The organism is Hydrocarboniphaga sp., from assembly GCF_965279055.1.
In the GTDB taxonomy this organism is placed as follows: domain Bacteria; phylum Pseudomonadota; class Gammaproteobacteria; order Nevskiales; family Nevskiaceae; genus Hydrocarboniphaga.
Map to the genome: position 1 here is coordinate 1,560,195 of NZ_OZ257125.1, position 25,135 is coordinate 1,585,329.

General features: G+C 66.7%; 21 protein-coding genes, 5 tRNA genes and 1 pseudogene. 16 read left to right on the forward strand and 11 right to left on the reverse strand.

The window, feature by feature from the left end; translation table 11 throughout:
* Positions 1-64 precede the first annotated feature (64 nt).
* Positions 65-523, reverse strand: coding sequence for a DUF2147 domain-containing protein (locus ACQZF9_RS07175; protein ID WP_428312568.1), 459 nt, complete (start codon positions 521-523; stop codon positions 65-67).
* Between the two features lie 178 nt (positions 524-701).
* Between ACQZF9_RS07175 and ACQZF9_RS07180 the strand changes: the two genes are divergently transcribed.
* Positions 702-968: a hypothetical protein gene (locus ACQZF9_RS07180; RefSeq protein ID WP_428312569.1), complete on the forward strand. Its 267-nt coding sequence runs from the start codon at positions 702-704 to the stop codon at positions 966-968.
* A gap of 5 nt (positions 969-973) precedes the next feature.
* On the opposite strand, the gene ACQZF9_RS07185 is transcribed toward ACQZF9_RS07180, so the two are convergent.
* Complete coding sequence (locus ACQZF9_RS07185; protein ID WP_428312570.1) at positions 974-1,420, reverse strand: DUF6918 family protein; 447 nt, start codon at positions 1,418-1,420, stop codon at positions 974-976.
* Between the two features lie 34 nt (positions 1,421-1,454).
* Here ACQZF9_RS07185 and ACQZF9_RS07190 point away from each other — a divergent pair, with 34 nt between their 5' ends.
* The 4 genes from ACQZF9_RS07190 (at position 1,455) to ACQZF9_RS07205 (ending at position 6,290) form a co-directional block, all read left to right on the forward strand.
* Positions 1,455-2,876, forward strand: a complete 1,422-nt coding sequence (locus tag ACQZF9_RS07190; protein WP_428312571.1) for an ABC1 kinase family protein — start codon at positions 1,455-1,457, stop codon at positions 2,874-2,876.
* Between the two features lie 199 nt (positions 2,877-3,075).
* Positions 3,076-4,428: a DUF1329 domain-containing protein gene (locus ACQZF9_RS07195; RefSeq protein WP_428312572.1), complete on the forward strand. Its 1,353-nt coding sequence runs from the start codon at positions 3,076-3,078 to the stop codon at positions 4,426-4,428.
* Between the two features lie 102 nt (positions 4,429-4,530).
* A complete protein-coding gene (locus ACQZF9_RS07200; RefSeq protein ID WP_428312573.1) occupies positions 4,531-5,022 on the forward strand; it encodes a DUF2505 domain-containing protein in 492 nt (163 codons plus the stop codon).
* A complete protein-coding gene (locus ACQZF9_RS07205; RefSeq protein ID WP_428312574.1) occupies positions 5,019-6,290 on the forward strand; it encodes a serine hydrolase domain-containing protein in 1,272 nt (423 codons plus the stop codon). The genes ACQZF9_RS07200 and ACQZF9_RS07205 overlap by 4 nt, the downstream gene beginning before the upstream one ends.
* Here the strand turns inward: ACQZF9_RS07205 and ACQZF9_RS07210 are convergent.
* The 5 genes from ACQZF9_RS07210 to ACQZF9_RS07230 form a co-directional block, all read right to left on the reverse strand.
* Complete coding sequence (locus tag ACQZF9_RS07210; protein WP_428312575.1) at positions 6,231-7,688, reverse strand: WS/DGAT/MGAT family O-acyltransferase; 1,458 nt, start codon at positions 7,686-7,688, stop codon at positions 6,231-6,233. The two genes, ACQZF9_RS07205 and ACQZF9_RS07210, sit on opposite strands and share 60 nt — an antisense overlap.
* An 89-nt stretch (positions 7,689-7,777) precedes the next feature.
* Positions 7,778-8,038 (reverse strand): hypothetical protein, encoded by a 261-nt coding sequence (locus tag ACQZF9_RS07215; RefSeq protein ID WP_428312576.1) that lies wholly within the window; start codon positions 8,036-8,038, stop codon positions 7,778-7,780.
* A 130-nt stretch (positions 8,039-8,168) separates the two neighbouring features.
* Complete coding sequence (locus ACQZF9_RS07220; protein WP_428312577.1) at positions 8,169-8,363, reverse strand: hypothetical protein; 195 nt, start codon at positions 8,361-8,363, stop codon at positions 8,169-8,171.
* A gap of 144 nt (positions 8,364-8,507) precedes the next feature.
* A tRNA-Glu gene (locus ACQZF9_RS07225) sits at positions 8,508-8,582 on the reverse strand.
* A gap of 14 nt (positions 8,583-8,596) precedes the next feature.
* A tRNA-Ala gene (locus ACQZF9_RS07230) sits at positions 8,597-8,672 on the reverse strand.
* Positions 8,673-8,807: 135 nt separating this feature from the next.
* On the opposite strand from ACQZF9_RS07230, the gene ACQZF9_RS07235 reads away from it, so the two are divergent.
* A complete protein-coding gene (locus ACQZF9_RS07235; protein WP_428312578.1) occupies positions 8,808-10,466 on the forward strand; it encodes an isovaleryl-CoA dehydrogenase in 1,659 nt (552 codons plus the stop codon).
* Between the two features lies 1 nt (position 10,467).
* On the opposite strand, the gene ACQZF9_RS07240 is transcribed toward ACQZF9_RS07235, so the two are convergent.
* The 4 genes and pseudogenes from ACQZF9_RS07240 to hemP form a co-directional block, all read right to left on the reverse strand.
* Complete coding sequence (locus ACQZF9_RS07240; protein WP_428313384.1) at positions 10,468-11,238, reverse strand: heme ABC transporter ATP-binding protein; 771 nt, start codon at positions 11,236-11,238, stop codon at positions 10,468-10,470.
* A 2-nt stretch (positions 11,239-11,240) separates the two neighbouring features.
* A complete protein-coding gene (locus ACQZF9_RS07245; RefSeq protein ID WP_428312579.1) occupies positions 11,241-11,948 on the reverse strand; it encodes a FecCD family ABC transporter permease in 708 nt (235 codons plus the stop codon).
* 1,942 nt (positions 11,949-13,890) lie between these two features.
* Positions 13,891-14,166 (reverse strand): annotated as a pseudogene (locus ACQZF9_RS07250) (iron ABC transporter); the annotation flags it as partial.
* 76 nt (positions 14,167-14,242) lie between these two features.
* A complete protein-coding gene (gene hemP, locus ACQZF9_RS07255) occupies positions 14,243-14,434 on the reverse strand; it encodes a hemin uptake protein HemP (RefSeq protein ID WP_428312580.1) in 192 nt (63 codons plus the stop codon).
* A 195-nt stretch (positions 14,435-14,629) separates the two neighbouring features.
* Between hemP and ACQZF9_RS07260 the strand changes: the two genes are divergently transcribed.
* The 10 genes from ACQZF9_RS07260 (at position 14,630) to ACQZF9_RS07305 (ending at position 25,042) form a co-directional block, all read left to right on the forward strand.
* Positions 14,630-14,714: transfer RNA gene (locus ACQZF9_RS07260), tRNA-Leu, on the forward strand.
* A gap of 129 nt (positions 14,715-14,843) precedes the next feature.
* Positions 14,844-16,157 carry a trigger factor gene (gene tig / locus ACQZF9_RS07265; RefSeq protein WP_428312581.1) on the forward strand — a complete coding sequence of 438 codons (1,314 nt, stop codon included), beginning with the start codon at positions 14,844-14,846 and terminating at the stop codon, positions 16,155-16,157.
* 36 nt (positions 16,158-16,193) lie between these two features.
* Positions 16,194-16,850 (forward strand): ATP-dependent Clp endopeptidase proteolytic subunit ClpP, encoded by a 657-nt coding sequence (gene clpP / locus ACQZF9_RS07270; protein WP_428312582.1) that lies wholly within the window; start codon positions 16,194-16,196, stop codon positions 16,848-16,850.
* Between the two features lie 114 nt (positions 16,851-16,964).
* Entirely contained in the window at positions 16,965-18,239 is a 1,275-nt protein-coding gene (gene clpX / locus ACQZF9_RS07275; protein ID WP_428312583.1) for an ATP-dependent Clp protease ATP-binding subunit ClpX, read from the forward strand.
* Positions 18,240-18,489: 250 nt separating this feature from the next.
* Positions 18,490-20,820 carry an endopeptidase La gene (gene lon / locus ACQZF9_RS07280; protein WP_428313385.1) on the forward strand — a complete coding sequence of 777 codons (2,331 nt, stop codon included), beginning with the start codon at positions 18,490-18,492 and terminating at the stop codon, positions 20,818-20,820.
* A 312-nt stretch (positions 20,821-21,132) separates the two neighbouring features.
* Positions 21,133-21,405, forward strand: coding sequence for an HU family DNA-binding protein (locus ACQZF9_RS07285; RefSeq protein WP_428312584.1), 273 nt, complete (start codon positions 21,133-21,135; stop codon positions 21,403-21,405).
* Between the two features lie 77 nt (positions 21,406-21,482).
* A tRNA-Val gene (locus ACQZF9_RS07290) sits at positions 21,483-21,558 on the forward strand.
* Between the two features lie 10 nt (positions 21,559-21,568).
* A tRNA-Asp gene (locus ACQZF9_RS07295) sits at positions 21,569-21,645 on the forward strand.
* 157 nt (positions 21,646-21,802) lie between these two features.
* Complete coding sequence (locus ACQZF9_RS07300; RefSeq protein WP_428312585.1) at positions 21,803-23,737, forward strand: SurA N-terminal domain-containing protein; 1,935 nt, start codon at positions 21,803-21,805, stop codon at positions 23,735-23,737.
* Positions 23,738-23,761: 24 nt separating this feature from the next.
* Positions 23,762-25,042 carry a dicarboxylate/amino acid:cation symporter gene (locus tag ACQZF9_RS07305; protein ID WP_428312586.1) on the forward strand — a complete coding sequence of 427 codons (1,281 nt, stop codon included), beginning with the start codon at positions 23,762-23,764 and terminating at the stop codon, positions 25,040-25,042.
* Positions 25,043-25,135: the final 93 nt, after the last annotated feature.

Below are 25,135 nucleotides of genomic sequence, written 5' to 3' on the forward strand. Positions count from 1 at the left end.
CCCGTTTCACCGGGCTACGACTCTAACGTAGCCCGGGTGAAACCCGGGATGTGCAGCCGGAGCCTTACGGCGCCTTGACCCACTCCTGGGTGCGGCCGAGCATCGACACGCCCATGTAGCCGCGCACCTGCAGCTTCTGGCCGCCGGCTTCAGGCGTCAGCTTGGCGCCGTAGACCTTGCCCTTTTCGGGATCGAGGATCTTGCCGCCGCCCCAGCTGTCGCCATCCTTCTTCACGCCCCACAGGATCGTCATGCCCTGGATCGGCTTGCCCTTGCGCTCGCCATCGCAGTTGTCGCAGGTCGGGTTGGGCTTGGACGGATTCAGCAGTTGCACGACCTTGCCCTGCAATTCGCCGCTGCCGTTGTCGCTGATCTCGACGATGGACTTGGGCTTGCCGGTCGCGTCGTCGATGGTCTGCCAGCGGCCGACCGGCGTCGCGTCGGCGGAGAAAGCGGGCAGCGCCAACGACGACAGCAGCACGGCGGCGAAGCCCGCACTGACATGGCGGTTGGTGATTTTCATGTTGTTTTCTCCTCGGTAAACCAGAAATAGGACCGCGTCGACGCTACGAACCAGCGGCTTAACAGCCGATGAGTCATAAAGCCGGCCGCGACGAAATATTTTGTCGACCGATTCCAACCTGTTCGACCGCCGGCGCATCTGAGGGTTGCAGGCGGTACAGGGAAGAAAAGGAGACGACATGAAAACCACAATCAAGCTGGCGGCAGGGCTGCTGTTGCTGGCGACCAGCACGCTGACACTGGCGGTCGAACCCCGGGCGGGCCAGGCCGGAGTCGACACGCTGCGCGAGCAGGCGATGATGCAACTGCGTGCCGACAATCTGGCGAGCCTGCAGCCGCGTATCGAGCGCAACCTGATCGCGGCGAACCAGGCCGCTGCGCCGCGTCAGATGGTCGCGGCCGGCATGCCGCTGGCCGGGCCGAAGCCGGATCGCGCCGCGCGCTGAGCGGCTTACCGGTTCAGATAGCCGTTGATGGTCTTGCCCAGCTCCGGCAGGATCGCCTTCAACTCGTCACGAACGCCGTTGCGCAGCTTGTTGTAAGCCTTCTTCACCGGCTCGTTGGGACTCGCGGCGGCGCGGCGGTCGATGACACCGGTCAGCGCCTCGGTCGCCTCGTCCGAATGCTGGCCGAGGAACACGCTAAAATCGGTTTCCGATGACTGACGGAACTGCTGATGCAGAGGCTCCAGCGCCACCGCGAAATCCGGCAGCAGCTTGCGCACCACGCGCGGGATCGCGTCGGGTATCGCGGTCTTGAACATCGCCAGCGCGGCCTTCAATGCAATGCCGCGCAGGCTGCGCAATCCGTTCAGATGGCGTTCGACGACGCTCGCGCAGGCTGCGGCCACCGCCTCGCGTTGATCGTCTACCAGCAGAATGTCCGAAAGTGTTCGCATCGTAGGTCGTCTACCAGGTCAGAAGAGGTTGGGCATGTCGGAGCATAACGACGATCCGTCGCGGCCGCCGATCAGAAAGCCCGGAATGGACCGCCTGAAGACGCGGCCGTTCGAACGCAATCTCGCCTTGACCAAGCTCGGCTTCGGCGCCGGCAGCAGCATCGTCGCCCACAGCCTGCGCAACATGTTTCGGGGCAGCGTATCGCGCGACGAAGCCAACCGCGACTTCTATCAGCAGCAGGCGCAGATACTGGCCGACGAACTCGGCCAGCTCAAGGGCAGCGTGATGAAGGCCGGGCAGATGCTGTCGCTGTACGGGCAGTATTTTCTGCCGGAAGAAGCCGTGGAGGTGCTGTCGACCTTGCAGGACGACACGCCCGCGGTGTCGTGGAAATTCGTCAGGCCCGTGCTCGAACAGCAGCTGGGCCGGGACAGGCTGCGTGAGCTGGAAATCGAAGAAGAACCGATCGCCGCGGCGTCGCTGGGCCAGGCGCACCGGGCGCGGCGCAAACGCGACGGTCTGGAACTGGTCGTCAAGATCCAGTATCCCGGCGTGGCCGATGCGATCGACAGCGACATCAAGACGCTGTCGCGGCTGCTGCTGATGTCGCGGCTGACGCCCAAGGGCCTGGACATCCAGCCGATCTTCGCCGAACTGCGCGAGATGCTGGTGCAGGAGGTCGACTACGTCGCCGAGCGCCGTTTCACCGAGGATTTCGCCCGGCGCCTAGCCAAGGATCGGCGCTTCGCGGTGCCGCAGGTCATCGGCGACTATTCCGCGGCGCGGGTACTGACGACGACGTACGAAAGCGGCTGCAGCGGCCGCGCGCCGGCGGTGCAGCGGCTGTCGCAGGCGCGGCGCGATGCGCTTGGCGAGGCCTTCTTCGAGCTGTTCCTGACCGAGTTCTTCGACTGGGGCCTGGTGCAGACCGACCCGCACTTCGGCAACTATCGCTTTCGCATCGGCGACGATGCCAGCCGCGATCAGATCGTGCTGATCGACTTCGGCGCGACGCGGCGCTTCGATCGCACGTTCATCCGCTCCTACGCCTGTATCGTGCGCGGCGCGATCGAGCGCGATCTCAAGCTGATGGAACGCGGCGCTCGCGAAATCGGCCTGATCCAGGCCGGCTTTCCGAAGCCGGCGATGCAGGCCTTCGCCGAAATGTGTGAGACCATCGTCGAGCCTTTCACCGATCCTGCCGAAGGCCGCATTCCCGAAATAATGCTGACCGCGACCGGCGACTATCGCTGGGGCGAAAGCGACCTGCCGATGCGCGCGGCGCAGGCCGGCGCCAAAAACGCCCTGTCCGTGCACTTCAGAGTGCCGCCACGCGAGATCGTGTTTCTGCATCGCCGTCTGGCGGGTGTATTCGTGATGCTGGCGCATTTGCGTTCGGAATTCAGCGCCAGAAGTGCATTGTTGGCGGCCCTGGCCAAACTGGATAAGACCTGATTTGTTTGATCGCAATGGCTGACCGTTTTGTCATGCCATCGCGTTGGATTTTTTTTACCAGTACGCTGTAACTGCATCAGCGTCTGGGTGGCGGAAATGTTTGGAAGTTTTGCAGGAATTGGCTAGCATCCCGCGTCTGCTTTTATCAACAATAACCGGGCGTGTAACAGCGACCTGGTCCCTAGTGAGGAGATGGTCCATGAAACAGCGCTTCGCTGTCGCATTCGGCGCGTTCTGCATAGGTTATGCAGCGCTCGCCGCAGCAAAAGTTGGTCCCGATGAAGCGGGCAAACTCGGCAAGGATCTGACGCCGGTCGGCGCAGAAAAGGCCGGTAACAAGGACGGCACGATCCCCGAATGGACGCCGGCGACCAAGCATGGCGATCTGAAGGGCGAATTCCCGCACGACGCCAAGATCGACGCGGAAAAGCCCAAGTTCACGATCACCGCCGCCAACATGGCGCAGTACGCCGACAAGCTGACCGAAGGTCACAAGTGGCTGCTGAAGAATTACGACACCTACAAGATGAACGTCTATCCGACGCATCGCGAGGTCAATTTCCCCGACGAAATCAAGGCGGCCACGGTCAAGAACGCGACCAGCTGCGAAATGATCGGCACCGACACGCTGGACAACTGCAAGCTCGGCTTTCCGTTCCCGATTCCGAAGACCGGCGCGGAGCCGATCTGGAACCACAAGCTGAAGTTCCGCGGTGAAGCGGCCAAGCGCTACAACAACCAGATGATCGTGCAGCGTGATGGCACGTACCAGCTGACCAAGATCATCGAAGACGCGCAGTTCTACTACGGCTCGATCACCAAGCAGGTTCCGCTGACCAAGACCTCGGGCGAATTCCTGCGCTACTTGTCGCGCACGGTGGCGCCGCCGCGTCTGGCCGGCACCTTCATTCTGGTCCACGAAAAAGCCGGTACCGGCGAAGCGGGACGCGCGGCCTGGCTGTACACGCCGGCGCTCAAGCGCATCCGCCGCGCGCCGACGGTGTGCTGCGACAACCCCTACGAGGGCACCGATGGCCACCAGTTCTACGACCAGGTGGACATGTTCAATGGCTCGCTGGAGCGCTTCAACTGGAAGCTCGTCGGCAAGAAGGAAATGTTCATCCCGTACGACAGCAACAAGATCGCCGGCAACACCGTCAAGTACAAGGACCTGGTGCGTCCGAAGCACTTGAACCAGGACCTGTCGCGCTATGAGCTGCACCGCGTCTGGGTGGTCGAGGCCAACCTCAAGGAAGGCACCAGCCACACCTTCCACAAGCGCACCATGTACCTCGACGAAGACAGCTGGAACATCGTCGCCGAAGACAACTACGACAGCCGCAATCAGCTGGTACAGCTGCATGAGGGCCATCTGATCGTCGGCTACAACATCCTCGCCGCCTCGACCGTGCCGGAAGTGATCTACCACTTCGATTCCGGCCGTTACTTCATCACCGCCGCGTTCAACGAAGATCAGCCCTACGATCTGACGCAGAAGTTCAACGACGACTACTTCAACGCCAGCTCGGTGCAGAAGATGACGACGAAGTAACGCTCGAAATCCTTCGAGAGCGTTACCTGTTCACAAGCCGCCGGGTCATACCGGCGGCTTTTTTTTGACGGTCCCTGGGACGGAAACCATAGCCCTATGGCGATGAAATTCAGCAGCGAGTTGAAGTATCCGCGGCCGCCGGCCGTGGTCATGAAAATGTTCACCGATCCGGCCTACTTCGAGCGCAAGTACCAGGCGCTGGAAGTCTCCGACTATGCCGTGATCCAACACGTTGCAGGCGAGAACTTCAGCCTGCAGTACCGCTTCCGTGCGGCTGGCGATACGCGGGTGCCGGACTTCGCCAAGAAGCTGGTCGGCGACGCGATCCGCGTGACCCAGACCGATGCCTGGCAAGTGTCCAGCTACGTCGGCCAGATCGATATCGAAATCACCGGCGCCCCGGCCAGCGTGCATGCCGACATGCGCCTGCAAGCCGCCGGCGCCAAGGCCAGCGTGCTCAAGCTCGACTGGACGATACGCTGCGGCATTCCGCTGCTCGGCGGCAAGGTCGAGAAGCTGATCGCCGACGACGTGCAGCGCCGCACCGCCGCCGACGGCGGGATTTCAGTGAAGTTGCTCAAGGATTACGCATGAGCCTGAAGTCACTGCTCAGGCCCAACCGCGTGCCGGTGCCGAAAGACCTGGCCAGCGTGACCACGCGCGACGCCGCGGCCGAAGTCGATCCCGCTTCGGTGGACATGACGCAGGCCCAGGTCGACAAGATCTGGCACAGCATCGAGGGCCTGTATCGCAGCGGCCTGCAGCCGGCGATCGCGCTGACGCTGCGGCGCAAAGGCCGGATCGTGATTCGCCGCACCATCGGTCATGCGCGCCTGTCCGACGGCCGCAATCCAGGCCTGTTGTGCACCAACGACACGCCGATCTGCCTGTATTCGGCGTCGAAAGCGATCACTGCGATGCTGGTGCACAAGCTGGTCGAGCAACGGCATCTGAGCCTGGACGATCGCATCGCGCGGTTCATTCCGGAGTACGGCGTCGAGGGCAAGGGCGCGACCACCGTGCGCCACCTGCTGGCGCATCGCGCCGGCATTCCGCGTGTGCCCGCAGGCGCGACGCCGCAGATGCTGTTCGACTGGGATGACGTCGTCGCGCGTCTGTGCGCTGCCAAGCCGATGCATGCCGGTGGTGATTCGCAGAGCTATCACGCGATCACCGGCGGCTTCATTCTCGGCGAGCTCGCACAGCGCGTGTCCGGCGCGCACATGCGCGATCTGTTGCGCGAGATCATCACCGAGCCGATGGGCCTGGGCACGATGACCTTCGGTGTGCCCCAGGCGCGGCGCGCCAAGGCCGCCTTCAACTACTGCACCGGCCCGCGCACCTGGTTTCCGCTGACCAAGTACGTCGAGAACGTGCTCGGCGCCTCGTTCGAGGAGGCGACCTCAGTCTCCAACAGCGACGGCTTCATGTCGTCGGTGATTCCGGCCGGCAACATCTACGCGACCGGCGACGAGGCCGGCGCCTTTTACGAAATGCTGCTGCGCGGCGGCCAGTACAACGGCAAGCAGATCTTCAAGCCGGAGACCATCGCCGAGGCGATCCGCCCTGCCGGGCCGATCCATATCGATCGCACCTTGTTACTGCCGGTGCGTTTCAGCGCCGGCTTCGTGCTCGGCGAATGGCCGGCGGGCATTTACGGCCGCAACTGTCGCAGCGCTTTTGGCCATCTCGGATTTCTGACGACGATCTGCTGGGCCGATCCGGCGCGCGATATTTCGGTCGGCTTCGTCAACAGCGGCAAGAGCGTGTCGGCCGATCAGCTGCTGCCGATGGGCGCGGTGCTAGGTTCCATCAGTGGCTGTTGCCCGCCGCTGACGCGCACGCGGCGCGCTGTGGATTGAAACCACGCGCAGGCTGCTGGTATCGGTAATGCCCAGCGCCTGCTCGAGTTCGCCGAGCGCGTCGCCGGCGTGCACCGCGAGCCGCTGCACGCTGGGCACCGCGCCGCGGCAGGCGGTGAAGCTGAAAGTCAGGGTGTCGGCGTAACCGAGCACGGTCACGTTCAAGGCCTGGCCGCGGAACAGCACCGACAGCGGGAACATGCCTTCGAGTTCGGCGCCGTCGAAATACAGCTTGTGCTTGGATGCCTGCACGTTGGACACGATCAGGTTGAACAGCGGCGGCAGGCGCGTCGCCGCGCGCGTCACTTGGCTCAGGGTCAGCGGCGCCATCAGCAGCAGGCTGTACTGCGCCAGCGCCGCGCGCGACATGCGCTGCACGTGACGCTTGCCGGCCAGGGTCGAGGTGTTGATCGCGGTGAGGCGCGCGCTCGGATCCGCCATCTGTGTTTCCAGATCGACGATCAGGCCGCTCATGGAATTGCCGCCGACCCTGCCGCGTTGCGGCCGCAGCGCGACCGGTACCATCGATACCAGCGACTGGCGTGGCAGCGCCTCGAGTTCCAGCAGGTAGCGGCGCAGCGCGCCGCCGACGACGGCGAGCACCACGTCGTTGACCGAGGCACCCACGTGCTCGGCGATTTTCTTGAAGCGCGCCAGCCGCAGATTCTGCGTCGCGAAGCGGCGCTGGCCGCCGATGTTGGCGTTGAGCGTGCTGTGCGGCGCCTTGAACAGCGCGTGGATGCTGCCGTTGGGATATTCCTGCGCCGCGCGCGCCAGGCTGCGATACAGCTCGGGCAGCGCCTTGAGCTGCGATTTCGCGCGACCCAGCCACTGCTGCAGCGGCGCCAGCGGCCCCTGGCTTGGCAAGCGCACGTTCACCGGCAGCGGCATCGCCCACGGCGGCGGCTGGTTCAGCAGGCCCGCGTCTTCCGACAGCCAGGACTTGAGCAGGCGCAGCCCGCCCATGCCGTCGATCGCCGCATGATGGCCCTTGAAGTAAATCGCGAAGCGCCGGTTCTCCAGGCCCTCGATCACATGGCATTCCCAGGGCGGCCGGCTCAGATCCAGCGGATGCGAATGCAGCCGCGAAATCAGCATGCCCAGTTCGCGTTCACCGCCGGGGCGGGGCAGCGCCGAATGCCGCAGGTGGTAGTCGAGATCGACGTCCTGCGTGATCTCCCATGACGGCGCGATGCGGCTGAACAGGCCCTGCGCCAGCACGTGATTGAACGGTGGCCGCGCGACCGGATAACTGCGCAGGCGGGCAACCAGCTGGCTCAGGTAATCGGGCCCGGCCTTGGCCGGCAGCTTGAAGTTCAGCAGCACGCCGACATGCATCGGCGTTTCCACCGATTCCATGTGCAGCATGCAGGCGTCGAGCAGGCTCAGGCGCTTCATCGATTCACTCGCGGGATCCGACCGTAATGGTGGATTCCAAGCCTACACGTTCGAGGCGCCGCTAGGAACGCGGCGCCGGTGCCGGGTCGTCAGGCGCTGAGCCAGAGCGACAGCCGACGGATCGCCAGGGGTGCCGCGAGCAGTGCTGCAGCGCCGATCAGGATCGCGCTAGCGGCGGCGGAGGCGATCAGCAATTGAAGGTTGACGATCTGCTGTTCGCGGAACGGCAGGCGGCGCATACGCTCGCGGCGTTCTTCGCGCAGTTCCTCGGCTGTCTTGAATGCAGGCGAATGCGAGCGGCGCAGGCCCAGCGTCGACAGCTGAATACTGGCAGCTTCTGAATGGTTCATAACGGAGTCCCCACCTGAAACCGATCCCCATCGGCGCGCCAAGATAGCCGTGCCCGAATCAGGTGAACAGGGAGTCAGATTTGCTACTTATATTGCTGCGCTGCGATCAGCTAAGCGGGGGAACTCGCGGCTAGGGCCTGCGCGGGTCCGGTCCGCGCTGGTCGACCTCGACCGGCTGCTGCTGGCGGCGTCGCTCGGAAAGCGCGGCCAGATCCTCTGCCAGCTGCGCCGCGTGCCGGCGCCGGCGCAATCTCAGGTACAGATAGGCGAGCAATGGCAGGGCCACAACAATCAAAGCCCAGGGCCATATCGTTTGCAGTTGCATGATTTTGTCTCCGGGCTCGATTGGCGCGGAGCATCGCCGCTCGCCCACGCCGATTCAATAGATATTTGATCGGATCGGCGTGACGACAGCGCAGGCACGACGTGACTCGCGAAGCGCGGGGCTCGCTGCCGGCCGTACGATGATTGGCGTTCCCAAGGGGATTCGAACCCCTATACTCACCGTGAAAGGGTGATGTCCTAACCGTTAGACGATGGGAACGCGGAGAAAAGACTTGGTGGAGCTAGTCGGGATCGAACCGACGACCTCCTGCATGCCATGCAGGCGCTCTCCCAGCTGAGCTATAGCCCCGTTTCCGAGGGCGCGCAGTATAGGCGACGATGTGCGGCGCAAACAAGAGTTCCGACGAATCTTTTTTCGTCTTCGCGCTGGCGTCTGCGTGGCCTCGTGCTCTAATCCGGTCATCTCCTTTTCAGCGCCTCGATCATGCCGAATGCACTCGCCGATTCCGCTGCTGCGGTCGATCCGTCGACCGACCCGTTCTTCACCCATGAAGTCGACAACCAGCCGCCGCCGCTGCGCGGCTACAACGCGTATGAATGCGATCAGCCCTTGCGTGAGGCTGTCGAGCGCGAACGAGCGGCCTGGGCCGGCGATGCGCTGAAGCAGTACGGCGCCGTCATCGGCGGCGAAATGATCGATCTCGGTTTCGCCGCCAACGAGAACAAGCCCAAGCTGAAGACTTTCGATCGCTACGGCCATCGCATCGACGAAGTCGAGTTCCATCCGGCGTATCACCGCATCATGTCGCTGGGCATGCAGCATGGCGTGCACAGTTTCGCCTGGCGCAATCCGCAGCCGGGCGCGCAGGTTGCGCGATCGGCGCTGGCTTATCTGCACTATCAGGGCGACAGCGGCAGCAGCTGTCCGCTGACGATGACGTACGCCGCGGTGCCGGCGCTGAAGCACGCGCCGGAGCTGGCCCGGCAGTGGCTGCCGCGCATTACGTCGCTGGAATACGATCCGCGCGTGCTGCCCGCGGCGCAAAAGCGCGGCTGCACGATCGGCATGGGCATGACCGAGAAGCAGGGCGGCTCCGACGTGCGCGCCAACACCACGCGCGCAATCAAGACCGGCGACGGCTATCGCATCGTCGGCCACAAGTGGTTTTTCTCGGCGCCGATGTGCGACGCCTGGCTGGTGCTGGCGCAGACCGGCGCCGGTGTCAGCTGTTTTCTGATGCCGAAAATCCTGCCCGACGGTACGCGCAACGCGATTCGCATCCAGCGGCTGAAAGACAAGCTCGGCGACTGGAGCAATGCTTCCAGCGAAGTGGAATTCCACAACGCCTGGGCCGAGCCGGTGGGCGGCGAAGGCCGCGGCGTCGCGACGATCCTCGAAATGGTCGCGCTGACCCGGCTGGATTGCATGACCGGCTCGGCTGCGCTGATGCGCCAGGCGCTGGTGCAGGCGATCCACCATTGCCGCAACCGCAAGGCTTTCGGCCGCCTGCTGGTCGATCAGCCGCTGATGAAGAACGTGCTCGCCGATCTGGCGCTCGAGGTCGAGGCCGCGACCGCGCTGGCGATGCGCACCGCCAGCGCGATCGACGCGGGCGAAAACTCGCTGGCCCGCATCCTCACCGCGGCCGGCAAATACTGGAACTGCAAGCGTGCGCCGGCGATGGTCAACGAGGCGCAGGAGTGTCACGGCGGCGCCGGCTATGTCGAGGAATCGATCATGCCGCGGCTGTATCGTCAGGCGCCGCTGAATTCGATCTGGGAAGGCAGCGGCAACGTGCAGTGTCTCGACGTGCTGCGCGCGCTCGGCCGCGACGGCCAGTCGCGCGAGGCGCTGTTCGCGGAGCTGTCCAAGGCGCGTGGCGCGGACAGCTCGTTCGATCGCGAAGTGGCGCGGCTCAAGGTTGCGCTCGACGATCCCGGCACCTGGGAAGTGCGCTCGCGTGATCTGGTCGAGCGCATGGCGCTGTGCCTGCAGGGCGCGCTGCTGCTGCGCGGCGGCGACCTGGTCGTCGCGCAGGCGTTCTGCAGCAGCCGCCTCGGCGGCGAGCACGGCCTGGCGTTCGGCACCTTGCCCGCGCATACGCGCTTCGATCACCTGATAGCCCGCGCCTGGGCCGGCTGAGCTAAACCGGCGCGATCAGCCGGTGGCCGCTGGCGCTGACGTGCACGCCCAGCTCGATGCCATAGAGCGCCGACAGGCGCTCGGCGCTGAGCACCTCCGCCGCCGCGCCGCTGGCGACCAGCCGGCCGTGCTGCAGCAGCGTCACCCGGTCGGCAAACGCCAGCGCCTGATTCGGATCGTGCAGCACCGCGAGCACACCGCCGCCGTCCGCGGCGAAGCGGCGCATCTGGCGCAGGCACTGATACTGGTGCGCCAGATCGAGGCTCGCGGTCGGCTCGTCCAGCAGCAGATAGCGCGGCTCGGCCGGATCGCCAGCGAGCTGTGCCAGCACGCGCGCCAACTGGACGCGCGCCCGTTCGCCGCCGGACAAGGTCGGGTAGCGCTGCGCGGCCATCGCCTCGACACCCGTGGCCTGCATCGCCTCGCTGACGATGCGGCGCTGGGCGTCGCCGTCGGCCTCGCCCCAGGGCAGGCGGCCCAGTGAAACCACTTCGGCCGCAGTAAAGCCGAAGCGCAGGCTCTCCTGCTGCGGTAGCACCGCACGGCGGCGGGCGAGCGCCGAAAGATCCCAGTTCGACAAGTCGCGATCGTCGAGCGCGACCCGGCCGCTGTCCGGCGGCAGATCGCCGGCGAGCACGCCGAGCAGCGTCGATTTGCCGGCGCCGTTCGGGCCCAGGATCGCGTGAACCTGGCCGGGCGCGACGCTCAGCGACACGCCGGCGAGCAGCCGTCGGCCGCTGCGCTGGATCGTGACTTCGTGCGCGGCGAGCATCGCTACCAGCTCTCGACGCGATCGCGATGTCGCAGCAGCAGATACAAAAAAAATGGCGCACCCAGCGCGGCGGTGAGAATGCCGACCGGTAGCTCCTGCGGCGCGAACGCCAGCCGCGAGGCCAGATCGGCGAAAGTCAGCAGCGAGGCGCCGACCAGCGCCGAAGCCGGCAGCAGCAGCCGGTGATCCGGCCCGGCCCAGAGCCTTACCCAGTGCGGCGCGAGCAGGCCGACGAAGCCGATCAGCCCGCTCAACGCGACGCAGCAGGACACCGCGAGCACGATCGCAGCCAGCAGCCGGCGCTTGAGCTTTTCCACGTCGACACCCAGGTGCCGTGCCTCGGCTTCGCCGAGCAGCAGCGCGTTCAGCGCCCGCGCCTGGCTCGGCAGCCACAGCATCACGGCGACCATCAGCGGCGCGCCGACCGCGATCTCGCGCCAGCCGGCCTTGGCCAGCGAGCCGAACATCCAGAAACTGATGCTGCGCAGCGCGCCGGGATCGGCGACCGAGACGATGAAGCCGATGCCGGCCGCGGCCAGCGCGTTCGCGGCCAGGCCGGCGAGCAGCAGCGTGGTGACACGGGTATAACCGGCGGAGCGCGCCACGCGGCTGGCGGCTGTCGCCACCACGAGCCCGCCGACGAAGGCCGCGACCGGGGTGATCAGCGCCTGCGCCCAGGGTGCGATCGCGTGCGCCAGCAGGATCGTCATCGCCGCGGCCAGCGCCGCGCCGCTGGCGACGCCGACCAGGGGGGGGGGGGGGGGGGGGGGGGGGGGGGGGGGGGGGGGGGGGGGGGGGGGGGGGGGGGGGGGGGGGGGGGGGGGGGGGGGGGGGGGGGGGGGGGGGGGGGGGGGGGGGGGGGGGGGGGGGGGGGGGGGGGGGGGGGGGGGGTGGGGGGGGGGGGGGGGGGGGGGGGGGGGGGGGGGGGGGGGGGGGGGGGGGGGGGGGGGGGGGGGGGGTGGGGGGGGGGGGGGGGGGGGGGGGGGGGGGGGGGGGGGGGGGGGGGGGGTGGGGGGGGGGGGTGGGGGGGGGGGGGGGGGGGGGGGGGGGGGGGGGGGGGGGGTGGGGGGGGGGGGGGGGGGGGGGGGGGGGGGGGGGGGGGGGGGGGGGGGGGGGGGGGGGGGGGGGGGGGGGGGGGGGGGGGGGGGGGGGGGGGGGGGGTGGGGGGGGGGGGGGGGGGGGGGGGGGGGGGGGGGGGGGGTGGGGGGGGGGGGGGGGGGGGGGTGGGGGGGGGGGGGGGGGGGGGGGGGGGGGGGGGGGGGGGGGGGGGGGGGGGGGGGGGGGGGGGGGGGGGGGGGGGTGGGGGGGGGGGGGGGGGGGGGGGGGGTGGGGGGGGGGGGGGGGGGGGGGGGGGTGGGGGGGGGGGGGGGGGGGGGGGGGGGGGGGGGGGGGTGGGGGGGGGGGGGGGGGGGGGGGGGGGGGGGGGGGGGGGGGGGGGGGGGTGGGGGGGGGGGGGGGGGGGGGGGGGGGGGGGGGGGGGGGGGGGGGGGGGGGGGGGGGGGGGGGGTGGGGGGGGGGGGGGGGGGGGGGGGGGGGTGGGGGGGGGGGGGGGTGGGGGGGGGGGGGGGGGGGGGGGGGGGGGGGGGGGGGGGGGGGGGGGGGGGGGGGGGGGGGGGGGGGGGGGGGGGGGGGGGGGGGGGGGGGGGGTGGGGGGGGGGGGGGGGGGGGGGGGGGGGGGGGGGGGGGGGGGGGGGGTGGGGGGGGGGGGGGGGGGGGGGGGGGGGGGGGGGGGGGGGGGGGGGGGGGGGGGGGGGGGGGGGGGGGGGGGGGGGGGGGGGGGGGGGGGGGGGGGGGTGGGGGGGGGGGGGGGGGGGGGGGGGGGGGGGGGGGGGGTGGGGGGGGGGGGGGGGGGGTGGGGGGGGGGGGGGGGGGGGGGGGTGGGGGGGGGGGGGGGGGGGGGGGGGGGGGGGGGGGGGGGGGGGGGGGGGGGGGTGGGGGTGGGGGGGGGGGGGGGGGGGTGGGGGGGGGTGGGGGGGGGGGGGGGGGGGGGGGGGGGGGGGGGGGGGGGGGGGGGGGGGGGGGGGGGGGGGGTGGGGGGGGGGGGGGGGGGGGGGGGGGGGGAGGGGGGGGGGGGGGGGGGGGGGGGGTGGGGGGGGGGGGGGGGGGGGGGGGGGGGGGGGGGGGGGGGGGGGGGGGGGGGGGGGGGGGGGGGGGGGGGGGGGGGGGGGGGGGGGGGGGGGGGGGGGGGGGGGGGGGGTGGGGGGGGGGGGGGGGGGGGGGGGGGGGGGGGGGGGGGGGGGGGTGGGGGGGGGGGGGGGGGGGGGGGGGGGGGGGGGGGGGGGGGGGGGGGGGGGGGGGGGGGGGTGGGGGGGGGGGGGGGGGGGGGGGGGGGGGGGGGGGGGGGGGGGGGGGGGGGGGGGGGGGGGGGGGGGGGGGGGGGGGGGGGGGGGGGGGGGGGGGGGGGGGGGGGGGGGGGGGGGGGGGGGGGGGGGGGGGGGGGGGGGGGGGGGGGGGGGGGGGGGGGGGGGGGGGGGGGGGGGGGGGGGGTGGGGGGGGGGGGGGGGGGGGGGGTGGGGGGGGGGGGGGGGGGGGGGGGGGGGGGGGGGGGGGGTGGGGGGGGGGGGGGGGGGGGGGGGGGGGGGGGGGGGGGGGGCCGGGATCGGCCAGCGGATTGCGGAACAGGCCCTGCATCGCCGCGCCGGCCTGGGCCAGGCTGGCGCCGACCAGCAGCGCCAGCAGCACGCGCGGCAGGCGCAGGTCGAGCACCGCGCTGGCTTCGAATCGGCTGATCGCCGGCGACAGGCGTTCGCCCAGTGGCGGCAGCAGCGCGCCGAGCACGCGCAGCGGCGGAATCGCGATGCTGCCCAGGCTCAGTCCGAGCGTCGTTGCCAGGACCGCCGTGCCGAGCAGCAGCAGGATCAGCAGGCGCGCACGGCGCCGGGCGTCGGTTAGATCGGGCATGGCGGCACATTGTGCATGAGCCGCCATGCCCGGGAGACCGATATCGCGAGCGCTTAGGGTCGGCCGCGATATCGATACACGGGGACTAAAACCGATGCCGGACTTATTTGTTCAGGATCAGCTTGTCGTTGCGGGTCAGGCGCAGGCGGTATTCCTGCCCCTGGTGTTCGATGATCAGTTCGTGTGTGCCGCGGAACAGATCCTGGCTTTTCAGCCGCGGCTGCGGCGCGCAGCGCTGCGGGTGCTGGGGGCGGCTCGGCAGGCTCAAGGTGGCGCTCAGGCGCATCGGTTCCATGTACAACTCCTTCGTCGTCGTCCATCGTTAGGCGCAGCGGGTTTATGAATGATAATCATTCTCGATAATGCGTCAAGCGCCGCTCGTCGCACGGTTCTGGAAACGGGGGATGATCCGGCCGGGATGGCCTTGGATGGGTCGTGCCGGCACGCCGCCCGTGGCTGATATACTTCGGCGCCCGCGTGGAGCGCGTCGGCGAAAGTGGCGGAATTGGTAGACGCCCAGGTTTTAGGTACCTGTGCCGCAAGGCGTGCGAGTTCGAGTCTCGCCTTTCGCACCAACACGTTTCACCGCAAGCCCGCTGTGCTGCCGGTTCGACGCCGATTCGGTCGACTCAGCCGATAACAAGAGATCAGGCCCCTAGTAGCCGGATCGTCAATCCTCTCAACGATATAAGAGTCATTCTTCAATGGAAGTCCAGCTCGAAGCCGCCGGCGGCCTGCTCCGCCAACTCAAAGTCCGCATCCCTGCCGAGAACGTCGCCAAGGCGGTTGATCAGCGCCTCAAGCAGATGTCCTCGCGCGCCAAGATCCCGGGCTTCCGCCCGGGCAAGGCGCCGTTCAAGGTGATTCAGCAGCAGTATGGCGCCAGCGCCCGCATGGACGCGGTCAGCGATCTGGTGCAGAAGAGCTATCCGGAAGCGCTCGGCAAGGCCGGCGTCAATCCGGCCGGCATGCCCAAGATCGACATCACCGCCGAAACCGAAGGCCAGCCGCTGGAATACGTGGCGAGCTTCGAGGTCTATCCGGAGATCGTGCTGCAGGGCCTCGGCGCTCTGGCGATCGAGAAGCCGGTGGTCAACATCCAGGACAGCGACATCGACAAGTTGGTCGACAACCTGCGCAAGGGCCGTCGCGAACTGGAAGTGGTCAGCCGCGCCGCGGCTGCCGGTGACTTGGTCAACATCGACTTCGACGGCAAGCTCGACGGCGTGGCGTTCCAGGGCGGCAAGGGCGACAAGGTCGAGTTCGAGATCGGTGCCGGCCAGTTCCTGCCGGACCTGGAGAACGGCATCGTCGGCCATGCCGCCGGCGAAAGTTTCGTCGTGCCGGTGAGCTTCCCGGAGAACTACCAGTCGGAAGAACTCAAGGGCAAGACCGCGCACTTCGACGTCACCGTCAACGAGGTCAAGGGCGCCAAGCTGCCCGACGTCGATGACGCCGAGTTCCTGAAGGCGCATAACGTCGACAGCGCCGCCGCTCTGCGCGACAAGGGATTGAAGGCGCTCGAGAACGAGCGTGACAAGGCGATCCGCGGCCGCCTCAAGTCGCAGGCGCTGGAGCAGTTGCTGTCGCAGAACCCGATCGACGTGCCCGCCGCGCTGATCGAGCAGGAAGTACCGCGTCTGCGTGAAGACGCCGCCCAGCGCATGAACCTGCGCAACCTGCCGGCCGAAAAGCGCGACGAGCTGCTGCCGGCCTCGCTGTTCGAGCAGACCGCGCGTCGCCGCGTGGCCCTTGGCCTGCTGATCGGCGAGGTGATCAAGGAGCGTGCGATCAAGCTCGATCCGGCGCGCGTCGACAAGGCGCTGGACGACATGGCCGCCGACTACGAGCAGCCGGAAGAGGTCAAGCAGTACTATCGCAGCAACGCCCAGATGATGCAGAGCCTGAGCGCCGTGGTGCTGGAAGACCAGGTCGTAGAAAGCCTGCTCGACGGCATTACGCCGACCGAGCAGCCGATGTCGCTGGAGCAGCTCTTGAATCCCCAGGCCCAGGCCTGAACTTCAGTTTTCGCCTAATCGTCCGCCATAGAAGACATGACCTCCGATTCCAGCCTCGATTCCAGAAGCGATTCCAACGCGTTGATCAGCCGTGCCTCCGGTCTGGTGCCGATGGTGGTCGAGCAGACCGCCCGCGGTGAGCGCGCCTACGACATCTTCTCGCGCCTGCTGAAGGAGCGCGTGGTGTTCATCGTCGGCCCGATCGATGACTACGTGGCCAATCTGGCGGTGGCACAGCTGCTGTTCCTGGAATCGGAGAACCCGGACAAGGACATCCATCTGTACATCAACTCGCCGGGCGGCGTGATCACCGCAGGCTTGGCGATCTACGACACGATGAAGTTCATCAAGCCGGACATCGCCACCATGTGCATCGGCCAGGCTGCCAGCATGGGCGCGTTCCTGCTCAGCGCCGGCACCAAGGGCAAGCGCTATTCGCTGCCGCACTCGCGCATCATGATCCACCAGCCCTCGGGCGGTGCCCAGGGCGCGGCGGCGGACATCGAGATTCAGGCGCGCGAGATCCTGTACCTGCGCGAGCGGCTCAACCAGTTGATGGCCGATCACACCGGCCAGAGCATCGAGCGGCTCGAGAAAGACGTCGAGCGCGACTACTTCATGAGCGCCGAGCAGGCCAAGGAATACGGCCTGATCGACCGCATTCTGGAGACCCGCGCGACCCCGCCGGCTTAGGCTCAGCCAGGGTTTGCTAGTTGATTTTCAGCATTTGCGAATAATAGAGGCCGTGCTATATGTACGGCTACCGGCGTCAAGCGGGTTTGACCGCCCGCACGAGGACACACTGAGATGAGCGGAGATTTACGCGGCGGCACGCACAACGGACGGGTTCTTTATTGCTCGTTCTGTGGCAAGAGCGAGCACGAAGTTCGCAAGCTGATCGCCGGCCCGTCGGTTTACATCTGCGACGAATGCGTCGACCTGTGCAACGACATCATCCGCGAGGAAGTCCACGCCAAGCCGCAGACCAAGGGCCTGCCCAAGCCGCAGGAAATCCGTGCGGTGCTCGACGAGTACGTGATCGGCCAGGACCAGGCCAAGAAAGTGCTGTCGGTTGCGGTTTACAACCACTACAAGCGGCTGTCGGTGAAGGGTTCGTCCGACGGCGTCGAGCTGTCCAAGTCCAACATCCTGCTGATCGGCCCGACCGGCTCCGGCAAGACCCTGCTCGCGGAAACGCTGGCGCGTCTGCTCGACGTGCCGTTCGCGATCGCCGATGCGACCACTTTGACCGAAGCCGGCTATGTCGGTGAAGACGTCGAAAATATTATCCAGCGCCTGTTGCAGAAGTGCGACTACGACATCGAGAAGGCGCAGCGCGGCATCGTCTACATCGACGAAATCGACAAGATCGCGCGCAAGAGCGAGAACCCGTCGATCACCCGCGACGTGTCGGGCGAGGGCGTGCAGCAGGCCCTGCTGAAGCTGATCGAAGGCACCATCGCCCAGGTTCCGCCGCAGGGCGGTCGCAAGCATCCGCAGCAGGAATTCCTGCAGGTCAATACCGCTGGCATCCTGTTCATTTGCGGTGGCGCCTTCGCCGGCCTGGAGCGCGTGATCCAGCAGCGTACCGACAAGACCGGTATCGGTTTTTCCGCCGATGTGCGCTCGCAGAAAGAGAACGCGCAGATCAACCGCGTGCTGTCGTCGCTGGAGCCGGACGATCTGATTCGCTTCGGCCTGATTCCGGAGTTCGTCGGCCGTCTGCCGGTCAACGCCATCCTCGAGGAACTCGACGAAGCCTCGCTGATGTCGATCCTGAAGGAGCCGAAGAACGCCCTGGTCAAGCAGTACGCCAAGCTGTTCCAGATGGAAGGCTGCCAGCTCGAGCTACGCGAGGACGCGCTGCGCGCGATCGCGCGCAAGGCCAAGGAGCGCCGCACCGGCGCGCGTGGTCTGCGCACGATCCTCGAGAACATTCTGCTCGAGGTGATGTACGACCTGCCGTCGATGAGCAATGTCTCCAAGGTGGTGATCGACGAGGCTGTCGCCAAAGGCGAGGCCAAGCCTTTCATCGTCTACGAGAACACCGAGGCGCGTCGCGAAGTGAAGAACAGCGCCTGAGCTGTCTGCGCCTTTGCTCATCAAGGAAACGCCCCGTTGCACCGGGGCGTTTTCGTATCTGCGCTCATCTGCGCAAAAATGGCGATATCTTGCTCTCGGGCACATGACTTGCTGCCTTGAAAAGCCTGCGGGACATCCTCATCTGCAGTAATCTCAGCCATAAGCCTCTAGAACGAGAACCTACGTGGAAGTAATCCAAGATCGTCTGGCCCCCGTTCTGCCACTGCGTGACGTGGTGGTCTATCCGCACATGGCGATCCCGCTGTTCGTGGGTCGCGAGAAATCCATCCGCGCGCTGTCGGCTGCGATGCAGGACGACAAGCGCATCCTGCTGGTCGCGCAGCGCACCGCGGACACGGACGACCCCGGCAGCGAAGACATCTATCGCGTCGGCACGCTCGCCAGCATCCTGCAGATGCTCAAGCTGCCCGACGGCACCGTGAAAGTGCTGGTCGAAGGCGTGCAGCGCGCGCAGATCTTCAAGCTCGAAATGGACGGCAGCTACGTCGTCGCTGAGTGCAAGCCGCTGCCGATCGACGAAATTCCGGCAGGCACCAAGGAAGTCGACGCGCTGGTGCGCTCGACGCTGGCGCAGTTCGAGCAGTACATCAAGCTGAACAAGAAAGTGCCGGCGGAACTGCTGCCGTCACTGGCTAGCATGGATGCGCCTGGCCGCCTGGCCGACACCGTCGCCGCGCATCTGAACCTGAAGCTCGAAGACAAGCAGGCGGTGCTGGAAATCGACGATCCGCATGCGCGCCTCGAGCATGTGTTCGCGCAGCTGGAAAGTGAAATCGACGTGCTGCAGATCGAGAAGAAGATCCGCGGCCGCGTCAAGTCGCAGATGGAAAAGAATCAGCGCGAGTACTACCTCAACGAGCAGATGAAGGCGATCCAGAAAGAGCTCGGTGAAGGCGACGAGGCGCCGAACGAGCAAGAGGAATACGCGCGCAAGATTGAAAAGAGCGGCATGCCGAAAGAGGCGCGCGCCAAGGCCAAGGCCGAGCTCAACAAGCTCAAGATGATGCCGCCGATGTCGGCGGAAGCCACCGTCGTGCGCAACTATCTCGATCATCTGACCACGGTGCCGTGGAAGAAGGCGACCAAGACCCGCATCGATCTGAACATCGCGCAGAACAAGCTCGACGAGGATCACCATGGCCTGGAGAAGGTAAAGGAACGCATCCTGGAATATCTCGCCGTTCAGGCGCGCGTGAAGAAACTGCGCGGTCCTATCCTGTGCCTGGTCGGCCCGCCGGGCGTGGGCAAGACCAGCCTCGGCCGCTCGATCGCCGAGGCGGTGAATCGCAAGTTCGTGCGCATGTCGCTGGGCGGCGTGCGTGACGAGGCCGAGATTCGAGGCCATCGCCGCACCTACATCGGCGCGATGCCCGGCAAGATCGTGCAGAACCTGTCCAAGGTCGGCGTCAAGAATCCGCTGTTCCTGCTCGACGAAATCGACAAGATGAGCAACGACTTCCGCGGCGATCCCTCGTCGGCGCTGCTTGAGGTGCTCGATCCGGAACAGAATTCGACGTTCAACGATCATTACCTCGACGTCGATCTTGATCTGTCGGACGTGATGTTCGTCGCCACCGCGAACACCTTGAACATTCCCGGCCCGCTGCTCGACCGCATGGAAGTGATTCGGCTCGCCGGCTATACCGAAGACGAGAAGCTCAACATCGCCAAGCAGTACCTGATTCCGAAGCAGCTGAAGAACAACGGTGTGAAGCCCACCGGCGAACTCGAGATCAGCGACGCGGCGATTCGCGGCGTGGTGCGCCATTACACGCGTGAAGCCGGCGTGCGCAACCTCGAGCGCGAGATCAGCAAGATCGCGCGCAAGGTCGTGAAGGAAGTGCTGCTCAAGCCCAGCGACAAGGCGGTGAAAGTCACCGACAAGAACCTCGACAAGTATCTCGGCGTGCAGAAGTTCCGTTACGGCCGCGCCGAAGAGAAAAATCAGATCGGCCAGGTTACCGGTCTGGCATGGACCGAAGTCGGCGGCGAACTGCTGTCGATCGAAGCCGCGCTGTCACCCGGCAAGGGCAAGCTGACGCAGACCGGCTCGCTCGGCAACGTGATGCAGGAATCGATCGCCGCCGCGCTGACCGTGGTGCGCTCGCGTGCCCGCAGCCTCGGCATCGATCCGGCCTTCCATCAGTCAAACGACATCCACGTGCATGTGCCGGAAGGCGCAACACCGAAAGACGGCCCCAGCGCCGGTGCGGCGATGTGCGTGGCGATCGTGTCGGCGCTCTCCAGCATTCCGGTGCGCGCCGACGTGGCGATGACCGGTGAAATCACCTTGCGCGGTGAGGTGCTGCCGATCGGTGGCTTGAAAGAGAAGCTGCTCGCCGCTCAGCGCGGCGGTATCCGCACGGTCATCATTCCGCAGGAAAACACCAAGGATCTTGCTGACATTCCGGCGAATATCAAAAAGGAACTGAGGATAGAACCGGTGCGCTGGATCGAGGACGTCCTGAAGATCGCACTCGAATCGATGCCCGAGCCCAAGGCAGCTGAAACGCCGGCGCAAGTTGCCGCCGCGTCGACCGAAGCGGTTCGTCCGCACTGACGAATCGCGGCGTTCGCGCTGCTGTCAACATGGCGGAACAGGTTTGCGAAGGCCTGTTCCGCCGCGTTGTTTGTGGGTTTTTCCTCTCGTGGATTGAGCAGATTTTGCGATTGACGCCCAATCCGCACGCTTGATATAAAAGCTGCCTCATGTTGTCGCGCGATTGCCGCACGGTGCGCCTGTTTGGCCACGGCGCCAGGTTCGGCTCATTCACACAAACGCGCGGCGTTCCGCTCGAATTGTGTTGGCACCAGGAATCGCTTTGCGTGCCGGCTCATATCACTAGGTCTGTACAGAAGTCAGGGATGTCGTATGAATAAATCAGAGCTGATCCAGGCGATCGCCGACAAGGCCGATCTGTCCAAGGCAGACGCAGGCCGTGCGCTCGACGCGATGATTCTCGTTATCGGCAAAGCGCTCAAAAAGAAGGATAAAGTCGCGGTCGTGGGTTTTGGCACGTTCCAGGTTCGCGAGCGCGCCGCGCGCAGCGGCCGCAATCCGGCGACGGGCGCGACCTTGAAAATCAAGGCGAGTAAAACGCCCGCATTTAAAGCTGGCAAAGCTCTAAAAGATGCGATAAAGTAGCGGACTTGGTGAGGCGTTGAGGTTGATTCAGGATCGTCAGCGCAGCTCGGTTCGAGGCACGCGATAAGAGTCAAGTAGGGTGCTTAGCTCAGCTGGTAGAGCGTCGCCCTTACAAGGCGAATGTCGGCGGTTCGAGCCCGTCAGCACCCACCAATCAAAATGTGGAGCGGTAGTTCAGTTGGTTAGAATATCGGCCTGTCACGCCGAGGGTCGCGGGTTCGAGTCCCGTCCGCTCCGCCACTCGTTGTAGCAAAAGGGGCACCTCGCAAGGGTGCCTTTTTTGTTTTGCGCGTTTGGTTTTTCAGGCTTATAAAGACCGCCACAAAGACGGCGCCCCCAAGCGCATTACAACATCGCGTCAGACGACGCCTTCATAGTTTCGAGTAGACGACCTGCCATGCTGCAAAACATTCGCGATCGCTTGTCCGGCCCCATCGTCTGGTTCGTGATCGGCCTGATCTGTATTCCGTTCGCGTTCTGGGGCATCGAGTCCTTCAAGGGCGGCAGCACCGATCCTGTCGTTGCCAAAGTCGGCGACCATGAAATCACCCAGGCCGAATTCCGCCAGGGCTACGATCAGCGCTACCAGCAGCTGCAGCAGATGCTGGGCGAGAGCTTCAAGCCGGGCATGATCGACCAGGCGCGTTTTCGCAAGAACGTGCTCGACGACATGGTGCAGGAGCAGGTGCTGCGCCAGTACTCGCACGAGGCCGGTTATCGCGCCAGCGATGCCGCGGTGTTCAATTATCTGAGCAGCGTCCCGGCGTTCCAGGAAAACGGCAAATTCTCCGCGCAGATCTATCGCGATCTGCTGGCGCGGCGCGGCCTTCAGCCGCAGCGCTTCGAAGGCGATCTGCGTCAGTCGCTGGTGATCGACCAGCTGCGCGAAAGCATCAGCGACTCGGCTTTCGTCAGCGAGGAAGAGGCGCAGATCACCCGCCGCATCAGCGGCCAGACCCGCGATATCGGCATGGCGGTGCTGCCGATCGCGCGCTTTCAGAAAGACGTGCAGGTGACCGACGCGCAGATCGCCGCGCGCTATGAAGAGAACAAGGCCAATTACATGGCGCCGGAGCGCCTGAAGCTGGCCTATGTGGATCTGGACCTGGACAAGCTGCCGAAGGCCGAGAACCCGGGCGCGGACGTGCTCAAGGTCGCCTACGACGCCGAGAAGGACAGCCGTTTCACCGGCACAGAAGAGCGTCGTGCCAGCCATATCCTGATTGCGTTCGGCGCCGACAAGTCCGCAGCCAAGGCGAAGATCGAAAAGATCCAGGCCGAACTCAAGGGCGGCGCCGGCTTTGCCGAAGAAGCCAAGAAGAATTCCGACGATCCCGGCTCGAAGACCCAGGGCGGCGACCTGGGCTGGGTCAAGCGCGGCATGATGACCAAGTCCTTCGAGGACGCGCTGTTCGCGCTGAAGTCCGGCGAAACCAGCGATGTCGTCGAAACCGAATTCGGTTACCACCTGATCAAGCTCGACGAGCTGAAGGCGCCGGCCGCGCGCGCTTTCGACGATCCCTCGGTGCAGGCTGAGCTGCTCGAGCTGTATCAGCAGCGCGAAGCGCAAAAGCGTTTCCAGGAAACCTCCGACAAGCTCGAGCAGCTTGCTTTCGAAAGCCCGACTTCGCTCGACGGCGTTGCGCAGACGCTGGGTCTGAAAGTCGAGACCACCGACTGGTTCACGCGCGCCGGTGGCCCTGGCATTCTGGCGCAGGAGGCGGTCAAGACCGCCGCGTTTTCGCCGGAAGTGCTCAATGACAACGAGAACAGCAAGCCGCTCTCGGTCGGCCCCGGTCGCGTCGTCGTGATCCGCAAGAGCGAGTACGAAGCGCCGCGTCAGCGGCCGCAGAATGAAGTCGCCGACGGCATTCGCGAAGAACTCAAGCTCGCCGCGGCGAAGACTCAGGCCGCCGCCAAATCCAGGGAATTGCTGGCGGCGTTGCGCAAGGGCGACTCGCTGGATGCGGCCAGCGCCGCGGCCGGTGCCGAGATGCACGCGGACGCCAACGTTACGCGCAGCGGCAACACGCCCGAGCGCGCGGTGATCGACGCCGCCTTCAAGCTGCCGCGTCCTGCCGACGGCAAGCCCAGCGCCGGCGAAGTCACGCTGGCCAACGGTGATCTGGCGGTGATCCTGCTGCGCAAGATCGACGAGCCGTCCGGCAATCCCGGCACGGCGCAGCGCGAGGTCGCCCAGCTGCGCGAAGCGGTTGCCGGAGCCGAATACGCGGCGATGCGCAAGTCCCTCGAAAAGAACATCAAGGTCAAGATCGAAAACGCGCCGGCCGACGACAACGCCGCCGCGCCGGCACCGGACAGCGGCGGCTAAGCTCGCAAAACGCAGAGTCGGCGGATGAAACTCCCGGCTCTGCATTGGCAAATCGCCATCGCGCTGGTGGCGGCCGTGGCCAGCGGCTGGTGGCTGGGCGATGTGTCGGCGTTCCTGACCTTCTGCGACTTCGCCGGGAAGATCTTTCTCAACGGCCTGAAGATGCTGGTGGTGCCGCTGGTGCTGTCGGCGATGATCGGCGGCATCGGCAATCTGACCGAATCATCGAGCATCGGCCGCTACGGCCTGCGCACGCTGGCGTTCTATCTCGGCACTGGCACGGTCGCGATCCTGACCGGTCTGCTGATGGTCAACCTGCTGCATCCCGGCATCGTCGACGGCAAGCCCGCCGGCCCTCTGCTCGGCCTGGATGCGGACTCGGCCAAGGTGATGGACAGCGTCAGGGACAAGGGCGCCGGCGATATGCTCGCCGTCGTCGTGCGCCTGGTGCCGGACAACGTGATCGCCGCGGCGGCCTCCGGCGACATGCTCGGCCTGGTCACCTTCGGCTTCCTGTTCGGCTATTTCGTGTCGCAGCTGCCGAAAGAGCTGCACAAGACCCAGCGCGACTTCTGGCTGGGCATTTACGAAATCATGATCCGCATCGCCAAGGTGGTCATGGCGTTCGCGCCGATCGGCGTGCTCGGCCTGGTCGCGCCGATCATCGCCAAGACCGGCTGGAGCGCGTTCGAGCCGCTGGCGATGTTCTGCGTCGCGGTGCTGGGCGCGCTGGCGACGCACATGCTGATCACCCTGCCGCTGGTGCTCAAATTGGTCGCGCGCGTGTCGCCGATCAAGCACTTCCGCGCGATGAGCCCGGCGCTGCTGACCGCGTTCTCGACCAGCTCGTCCGCGGCCTCGCTGCCGAGCACGCTGGAGAGCCTGGAGGAGCGCGCCGGCGTGCCGCGGCGCATCACCGGCTTCGTGTTACCGATCGGCGCCAACGTCAACACCGACGGCACCGCGCTTTACGAATGTGCTGCGGCGATGTTCATTGCCCAGGCCTACGGCCTGCCGCTGGACCTGCCGACGCAGTTCACCATCGTGCTGGCGGCGCTGCTGACCTCGATCGGCGTCGCCGGCATTCCGTCGGCGAGCCTGGTCGCGATCACCCTGATCCTCAGCGCGATCGGCCTGCCGCTGGAAGGCGTGGGGCTGATCCTGGCGGTGGACCGGGTACTCGACATGTGCCGCACCGCGGTCAACGTGTTCGGCGACTCCTGTGCCACCGTGCTGGTCGCCCGGCTCGAAGGCGAGGACGGGGTGCACGGCGAGAAGGCGCTGCCGGGACGGGCCAAATCGTGAACTGCTTCACAGGTCATAGCCCGCACTGAGGGATTCCCGGCTTAGACGCCGGCTGATTTCCCGGTTTTGCCGCGGCGCGCCTCCGGCTAGTGT